The organism is Candidatus Zixiibacteriota bacterium (assembly GCA_034439475.1).
Taxonomy (GTDB): Bacteria; Zixibacteria; MSB-5A5; order GN15; family FEB-12; genus JAWXAN01.
Map to the genome: position 1 here is coordinate 20,265 of JAWXAN010000028.1, position 6,886 is coordinate 27,150.

Below are 6,886 nucleotides of genomic sequence, written 5' to 3' on the forward strand. Positions count from 1 at the left end.
ATGTTTCGTCTTATCATATTAGGTTTTTGTTCAGCTGTGGTTATCTGTCTTGTGTCAGGCTCAGCGCAGAGTACAGAGCTGCGGCTAACGCCATTCGAAATGGAACTGCAAAAAATCCGATTCGACAACGCCGCGGATGCCTACTCGACAGGAGACCAATTGGGTGGTGACGATGGGGCAAAGGCTGGTCTCGGAGGTTCAACCCCCCCGGGATATAAATCACCGGGCAAGGCATTTGTGCTCTCGCTCTTGGTCCCTGGCCTTGGCCAATACTATGCCGGCGCCAGAATAAAGCCATTTATTTTCTTTGGCGCCGAAGTTGTGACCTGGGCGCTGTATCTAAATTATCATAATGATGGTAATAAAAAAACCGATTCCTTCGAGGCCTTCAACCATGCGAATTTTAGTCAGAAACGTTATTCCTACTATTTAAAATCGGCCTATAATACCCGGAACGAAGATTCTCTTCACGATGAAGCCGTCAAAGGGTTTTCACATGAACTGCCCGATGATACGCTTTCACAGCAATTCTTTGAGTTAGCGGGAAAATACGATCAATTTGCATGGGGGTGGAATGATGCCAGTATCACGTTTGCAGGGGGTACAAGGGATTTGTATTACTTTGATACAACCGGAAATCGTGCGCCTCAAATTGGCGATGCCAACGGCGTGCCGTTTTCGGCAATGCGCAATCAATATGAAACAATGCGCAACGATGCCAACAACTCCTATGATCGAGCTACACGAATGATTTTTGTCTCGATAGCGAATCATCTTATTAGCGGATTCGAAGCCTATTTCTCAACCCGAGGCCGCAACAAGCACGTCGCGCTCGGAGACGATGAGTTTAGCGCCATTACGATAAAACCAAAATTCAGAACGATATATACCTACAGCGATACTCCTTATGTAACGGTTTCGCTTAAATTTTGACGTAATATATATGAATAAGAATTCTGGCCACGCGCTTTTTGTCTCTCTCCTCGTATTTCTCTGTGTTGATTCGGCGGTATGCATTGAGCTGAAGAATTCAGTCTTTGACAGCGCCTTCCATGCCAACATCTACGCGTTCAATTTAGGCGCCGATGAATTTGACGACGAACCAACTGATAAGCCAGTCCGGAACAACAATGACCGCCAAGTGCCGGAAGGAAAACGCAAATCAAGAACCAAAGCGATCCTTCTCTCGGCTCTTGTGCCCGGTGCAGGTGAATACTATCTGGGAGACAGAAGAAAAGCTCGTTATTTCTTTGTAGCCGAGGGACTGTCAATACTTAGCTTTGTCACATTCAAAGTCTACAGCAACTGGAAAGAGGATGATTATATCAGACTCGCGGCATCCAATGCCAGTGCACGGCTGGAGGGAAAGAGTGATGAATTTGTTGATCTTGTAGGCTTTTATGACAATGTCGATTTGTACAATACGGCTGGAAGGGTAATCGAGCCATCGCGCGAGTACTACCATCCCAACAACTTAGACACATACTGGCGCTGGGAAAACCCCGAGGACAGAGATATGTTTCGAACATTGAAAAATAGCAGCCGCGAAGCCGACCGTCGGTCTGAATTTGCCCTTGGCGCAATGGTAGTGACCCGGTTCATTTCAATTATTGATGCAACCCTTATGTCCCGAAAACAAGGTCGCCTACTCGAAGAAAAAATTTCACTCGGCGGAAACTCATCACTCGATATCGCAGTGTATCCAGCCAGTAAGAACAGCCAAATTAAATTGACATTACACTCTGACTTTTTACGATGACATACTTTCATTCCATCTCTCCGCGCGCATTTGTGGCCGCGGCGTCAATGGTGTCGCTGTGCATGTTCACATGTGGAAAGGCGCCTCGACCTCAGACTGAGCAGACTACTGAGGTAACCTCCATCGTCATGGTCGTCGAGAAGGAGATCTTCGGTATGGTGCTTGGGAAAAATCTTAAAGAACCAACCGGTTTGGCGGTCGATCGTCAGGGGACATTATATGTGACAGACAATGGCAATGATCGGCTTATCACATTTAACAGCGAACTGGTTCCCGTGCGCGAAGTCGGCGGACAAGGCAGTCAGGCTGGCGAGTTGAGAAGACCGGGGTTTGTGACTGTCGATAATAATCTGAATGTATTTGTCGCAGATGAAGGAAACCGGCGGCTCAGCAGGTTTGATGCGCGTTTAAACTTTGTCGATGACTTCAGCCTTTCCAACTCGAGTGATCCGCTTTCCGTTGGAGAACCTTCAGGAATTGCCATTACGGAATACGGGAAAGTCTGGATCGCCGACAGAAGAAACAACCGTATCGCGCTCTTTAATTCCGGGGGCGCATTCGATCGGTTTATCGGAGAGTTTGGCTACTCAGGCGGACAACTAAATGCGCCGGAAAAACTGCTTAGAGACGCCCAAGACAATATGATTGTCAGCGATGCCGGAAATCACCGACTTGTCGTGTATGACGGATACGGTAACTTTGAGAGAGATATCGTCGAACACGGAGATGACATTCTATTCCAGCGACCTGTAGCCGCGACTTTTGATAAATCAGGTCTACTGTGGGTCGTTGATGCACAGAAGGCAACCATCATGGTTTTAAGTAACAAAGGCGTGAAAATTTTTGAAGCAGGGCCGCTATTTACTGGCATTACTTCGCCGGTCAGAAATCCATCAGATATTGTGTTTCTTTCAGCCGACCAGCTTGCCCTGAGCGACCGTGGAAATAACCGAGTCCTGATAATGCGCTTGATACGATCCCCCCAAGGAGAATAAAGCCGGCAGGCAAAACCGTGCGAAATAATCGTTTCATATCATTCCTCGTTATCCTCATTTTCACGCTATTTGCGTCTCAGACATTTTCTACCACCACACTTGTAAAAATTGCGCCAGATATTCCGAAATGGCTTGATATTAGCGCACATCGAATCTTTACTGGTTCTGATTCCCTTTATCTCAATCGACGTCTGCTCGTTCGTGGGGATGAATATTCTTTCATCCCGGGACAAGGACGTTTTGACCTTTCCCGACTTGCAGTACAGAACGGCGACAGTCTGATTGTTGTTTTTGAGCCCCTTCCGTTATGGATAGAGATGTCCGTCGGAAGAAGGCTTCCAGAAGCCGGGGGAGAACAGACAAAGCCAGTTGAAAGTGAAGATATTGTATCATTAGCCCGTCCTCAGTTATCAGGCCGAACAATAAAACTCTCCGGCGCTAAAACGTTTCGATATTCAGCGCAGTCATCTGGAAGCGCGGAATTTGGACAGTCTCTTGATCTCAGTGTCGATGGTGAGCTATCCGATGGGGTTGAACTTTCAGGCTCGATATCAGATAGAGGCTTCGACCCTTCGTATGGCACATTAAACAGCCAGATAAGCGAACTCGATAAACTCAATCTCGTGCTCAAGTCAAAACGACTGCTGGCGCAGGTCGGCGATATCTCAATTTCTGACCGGCAATATCAAAGCGGTTCAAAAAGCATCACTGGCACCTCATTTGCGCTGACCTATCCCGATTGGCACGCCGGTGCAACTGCCGCAAGGCCCAAAGGGACCTTCACCACTCAGAAATTTATTGGTCAGAACGGCTTTCAAGGACCGTATCAGCTCGGAGCCAACTCCGGCGCGAGTCCTGTTGTGCCCGGATCAGAAACTGTTTGGCTCGACGGTCGTCGATTGGAGCGAGGCTCAAATAAGGACTATGTGTTCGATTACCCGCTTGGCCGAATTACCTTCACAGTTACCACAGTCATCGACAGTCGAAGTCGGGTAGAAGTGGATTTTGAACCGCAGGCAACCAACTATCGAAAAGAACTTGTTGCAGGCGAATCAGGAGTTTCGCTGCATGATTCCTCCTACTTTCTCTCGGTTTCTGCGCTGCGTGAAGGAGACGACAAAGAGCGGCCGCTCATAGGAAATTTTTCGGAAACCGAGCAGGATTTACTTGCGGAAAGCGGAGACTTCTCGACTACACGCTCTGGCGTTGCCGCAGACACCAACGGCTCATATATACTTTTCGTCGATAGTTTGCCAGACTCAGTCTATCAGTACGTCGGCAAGACAAACGGTGATATTGCGGTCACCTTCAGTTTTGTGGGGCAGTCACAGGGGTCATATCAATTTCTTGGTGATGATCGTTTCAACTTCGTGGGCCTCGGAAGAGGGGAATATCTGCCAGTCGTTATACTCCCTCGAGCCGAACGACTGACGCAATACCGGAGCCTTGCTGGCTGGAGGACTGAACTCATAGGTACTGTAACGGCCGACATACGATCATCCAGTGAGGATAGGAATCTCTGGTCGACGCACGATGATGAAAACAATGATGGCTTGTACTATGCCCTTGAACTTGACCGGCCGTGGAAGTGGAATGGCCAGAAGAATTCAGTCACGATGCGCCGGCGGTCGCGTGAGTCGGCTTTTCGAACTCGGGAGAGAATAGACAATGTCGATTTTGACAGAAGTTTTTTTCTTCCTGCAAATTACCAGACCCAAACAGCTGAACTGCTCCATGATTTTAGTGCCAGTCTATTTCCGCACTCAGCCATCGAGATCAAACCATATTTTGCAGATATCGATTATGACCGAAGTTTTCGGTCGCGTACTGGAGGACTTGACGGAAAATGGATGCTTTCCGATAGATTAAATGTCGACGCCGGGGGGCTGTGGCTCTTATCGAAGCTCGCTGATTCCGGCTCTGAACGCTTTGGCCGTGTTAACGGTTATTATGCCGGTTCCGCGCTTGGTCTTCATCGCACAATCAAACTAAATTCACGCTACGAGCATGATCGCCGTGTGCAAAATTACCTTCAGTCTGATGAGGGAGCACGTTTTGACAGAGCAGAAATATCGCTTGGAAATACTTCGGGGCAAATGAGCTACGAAAAGTTCATCGAGGACTCGCTTCCATCGGCCGCAACATGGTATAGATCGCTCGAGCGTGACAGGATATCTCTCAAGGGAGAACGAAAGTTCGGGAATCTGGGATATGAATTGGCGACCACGTATCAGTGGGCGAAGCGAAGTCAGTCCGATGAAGAAAATTTTCTCGCCCGGACCGCCCTGAGGTATGACAATAGCGCGCGGCGACTTCGCGTCCATGGCAGCTATCTTGTCTCGGATGAACGACGCAACGCCCGTGGGATTGGATATCTCGAAGTTCAATCCGGCCAGGGGCAATATACTCTTGATGACAGAAAATACATTCCTGATCCAATAGGTAACTTTATTCAGGTCGAAGAAATTCTCTCGGGTGCCGAACGTGTGCGTCGAGGGGAGAGGTCGTTCTATTTTGATAAGGAGGCCGAGCTGTTTGCAGTTCGTATGAACTCCCGAATCGAAGAAGAGCTGTTGCGTGACGGAAAGAGAACATATTGGTGGATAGTCCCTTTTCTATCCGACGGAAAACAGCCTTACCTTTTTTATTCACGTCACTACGACGGCCAACTGCAGCTCCTTCCCTTCGCAGGCTTTTATTTTGCAACGCTTTCAGCCAGCGAAGATATTCAGATCCGTCAATTGTCAGGCACAGCTTATCGCAGGGAAGACAGTAAAGGAAGATTGGCATTAAAACAGCGTTTGGTTCAAACGTATTTTGAAGAAGCCGCAGATGTGTTTAGAGGTGATCAGGATAACTACTATGGCGATGGCGGCGCAATTAACGGATATAAGTTACTGCTTACAATCAGACAAGTTATCGGTGTTGGTGAAGTCAGCGCCGGAGGCTCATATCGAGAGGCCGCGTCAGAAAGCCAGCGCGCCGAGACATTTTCAATACTTTCCGGTGCACGCCTTAATCTGTTTCGTCGAGGAGAACTCAGAGCGAACTTCGAGCTGTATCGGCAAACTCTACCGGACGAAAGTGAAACAGTTTCCTATCGCCTGACAGACAATAAATATGGCCTGTATGGAGCGCTTTGGACGACAGTAATGAATTATGGAATCCGTGGTGGGCTAAAGTTAAGCCTTTCTTTCACTGGCAGACATTCCGATGCTCGCTCTGGCAGGGTCTCTGGTCGAGGCGAGGTCATTGCGGAGTTTTAAGTTATGAAAACAACACTTGTTATACTTTTTGCGACACTCATATCGGCCATATCGAGTAATTCAGTCGAGATTCGCTACTTCGGTGAAGCGCCGGAACAATCGTCAATTCTCGAATCCGAAATTGCCAAAACGCCGTTCTCGTTAACCGATTCAACAAAACAAAAGCAACTTTTAATAAGTCTGCAATTGAAACTCCAGCAGGAAGGTTATCTTGATGCGATTGCAGAGTACGCGAACGATACTGTTACTATCGATGCCGGAGCTCAATATTCGGTTTCACTCATCAGAGTTCATGACAGCACATCCAAAGTTACTAAACTCAAAGTGCCATTCACAAAGAACAATACCGAGGCTCTGCTTTCTGAAGAGGCAGACAGGCTGAGTGCGAAGGGCTTTTACTTCGCTACGGCTACGGTGACATCCGTCGTCAAGAGGGAATCAAGTGTTGAACTTGATGTTTCAATTAACCGAGGCCCGCTTGTGAAAGTCTCATCATCCCGATATGTCGGGCTTGACAAAACCAACGCGATCCTGATTGAGCGGTATCTCGGCATTCCCAAAGGGGACACACTCAGCGAAGAAAGCATAAAAGAGTTGGAAAGACGGGCAGTTGCTATTCCTTTTATTACGTTCAAGCCGCCGATTGTAGTTCGTCCGCGAGCAGGATATACCGAGGCAGACCTCGAATACATTTTTGTCGAGCGACGTCCGGTCTCTATTTTTGGGGGCGGGGGTTATCTGCCAGATGATCCAAGCGGACTCGTCTGGAATCTGGATCTTCGTCTGCGCAATATCTTCGGAGATGGACGCGAGGTTTCTGTTGTGAGCGATCGACGCGCGAGTAGCCGCTCGAATTTTCGCGTCGC

5 protein-coding genes are annotated in these 6,886 nt (G+C 48.2%); all 5 read left to right on the forward strand.

What is annotated here, in order from left to right; genetic code table 11:
• Positions 1-933 (forward strand): hypothetical protein, encoded by a 933-nt coding sequence (locus SGI97_03645; GenBank protein MDZ4722985.1) that lies wholly within the window; start codon positions 1-3, stop codon positions 931-933.
• 10 nt (positions 934-943) lie between these two features.
• Entirely contained in the window at positions 944-1,759 is an 816-nt protein-coding gene (locus SGI97_03650; protein ID MDZ4722986.1) for a hypothetical protein, read from the forward strand.
• 155 nt (positions 1,760-1,914) lie between these two features.
• On the forward strand, positions 1,915-2,754 hold the full coding sequence (locus SGI97_03655) for an NHL repeat-containing protein (protein ID MDZ4722987.1): 840 nt from the start codon (positions 1,915-1,917) through the stop codon (positions 2,752-2,754).
• A 17-nt stretch (positions 2,755-2,771) separates the two neighbouring features.
• Complete coding sequence (locus tag SGI97_03660; protein MDZ4722988.1) at positions 2,772-6,020, forward strand: hypothetical protein; 3,249 nt, start codon at positions 2,772-2,774, stop codon at positions 6,018-6,020.
• 3 nt (positions 6,021-6,023) lie between these two features.
• A partial coding sequence (locus tag SGI97_03665; protein ID MDZ4722989.1) for a hypothetical protein occupies positions 6,024-6,886 on the forward strand: 863 nt, incomplete at its 3' end.

Excerpts from the sequence above, each read along its gene's own strand:
- SGI97_03645 (MDZ4722985.1), top strand. The coding sequence starts at position 1 with ATGTTTCGTCTTATCATATTAGGTTTTTGTTCAGCTGTGGTTATCTGT.
- SGI97_03650 (MDZ4722986.1), top strand. The coding sequence starts at position 944 with ATGAATAAGAATTCTGGCCACGCGCTTTTTGTCTCTCTCCTCGTATTT.
- SGI97_03655 (MDZ4722987.1), top strand. The coding sequence starts at position 1,915 with ATGGTGCTTGGGAAAAATCTTAAAGAACCAACCGGTTTGGCGGTCGAT.